Genomic DNA, 1553 nt, shown 5'->3' with positions numbered 1-1553 from the left:
GTGCCGAGCCCTGGTCGCCGCGGGCGCCGACGTGGTTTGCACCGACGTCGACGCCGCCTCGGCAGCCCGCACTGCCGAGAGCTTGCCCGGACCGGGCTCCGCGACCGCAGCCACCCTCGATGTCACTGACGCGGCCGCGGTGGCCGCCGCCGTCGATGCCGTCGTCGCCCGCGCCGGACGGCTCGACCTGATGTTCAACAACGCCGGAATCGCTTGGGGCGGCGACACCGAACTGCTCACGCTGGACCAGTGGAACGCGATCATCGACGTCAACATCCGCGGCGTCGTGCACGGAGTCACGGCCGCCTACCCGGTGATGCTGCGGCAAGGGCACGGCCACATCGTCAACACCGCTTCAATGGCCGGGCTGACCGCGGCCGGACAGATCACCAGTTACGTGATGACCAAGCACGCCGTGGTGGGGCTGTCGCTGGCGCTGCGCTCGGAGGCCGTCTCCCGCGGAGTGGGCGTGCTGGCCGTATGTCCGGCCGCCGTCGAAACGCCGATCCTGGACAAAGGTGCCGTCGGCGGTTTTGTCGGCCGGGACTACTACCTCCGCGGCCAGGGCATGAAGACTGCCTACGACCCTGACAAGTTGGCCCGCGACACCTTGAAGGCGGTCGAGCGCAACAAGGCGCTGCTGGTCGTGCCGAAGCGCGCGCACGCGTCGTGGATATTCGCCCGGCTGGCACCGGGTCTGCTGCAGCGATTGTCGATCCGGTTCATCGCCGATCAACGCAAGAGACAACACGCGAAAAGCGCTGTCTAGAGCCAAGACTCACGTCGAGCGTTCTGTGAGCTCATGCGGAGGTGGCGATGGTGTGGACGGCAGCGAGAATCGCGCTGCCCTTGGAGGTGGTGAAGTCGCGCATGAGGTCGCCTGCGAGGCCGGGGACGGTGGTGATCTGGGCGCCGGCTGCTTCGAGGCGGCGGAGCGTGGCGTCTTCGCCGCGCGGGGTGATGCCGCTAAAAGCGTCGATAGGGATGTGCACCTGGTAGCCATCGGCGATCGCGTCGAGGGCGGTGTGCAGTACCACCATTTCGGTGACGACTCCGCAGAGGACGATCACACGGCGCCCGTGCCCGATAACCGCGTTGCGGACGCCCGGGTCATCCCAGGAGCTCGGGCCGGGCGAACGGACGTGCACGGGAGTGTTGGGCAATAGCTCGGTGAGCTCGGTTATCACGTCGGGGCCGTCGGGGCCCGGCACGATCGACAAGACGGCGGGCAGCTCGAGGATCGTGCCAATTGTCGCGAGCGTTCAGGCTGAATTGCGCACCGCGGTAGTGGAGTTGGTGTGCGCTAAGTCCATGATGAAGTCTTGAACGTCGGCAAAGAGCAGTTGTACATCGGCGGAGTCAAGCATGGATCACCTCTCTTGGTCGGAAAACCTATCGGCAGCACATTTGGTGTATGCCGACGAATCCTTCGGTGGAATTCGTCGGCCTAGGTGTTTCGGACGGACCGGTATGTGAGCAAGGCGAGACCGTCACCGACGGTACGGGAGTCGACTAAGTGCATGGGCTTTACGCCGCTGGTGTCGCTGTAGAGA

General features: G+C 65.6%; 2 protein-coding genes. One reads left to right on the top strand and one right to left on the bottom strand.

The features are described from left to right. A partial coding sequence (locus tag WBF82_RS16095; RefSeq protein ID WP_424383982.1) for an SDR family NAD(P)-dependent oxidoreductase occupies positions 1–769 on the top strand: 769 nt, incomplete at its 5' end. A 31-nt stretch (positions 770–800) separates the two neighbouring features. Here WBF82_RS16095 and WBF82_RS16090 read toward each other — a convergent pair. Then, positions 801–1211 (bottom strand): isochorismatase family protein, encoded by a 411-nt coding sequence (locus WBF82_RS16090; protein ID WP_424383983.1) that lies wholly within the window; start codon positions 1209–1211, stop codon positions 801–803. Positions 1212–1553: the final 342 nt, after the last annotated feature.

The organism is Mycobacterium sp. (genome assembly GCF_049673265.1).
Taxonomy (GTDB): Bacteria; Actinomycetota; Actinomycetes; order Mycobacteriales; family Mycobacteriaceae; genus Mycobacterium.
This window is presented reverse-complemented; position numbering and strand designations above follow the sequence as displayed.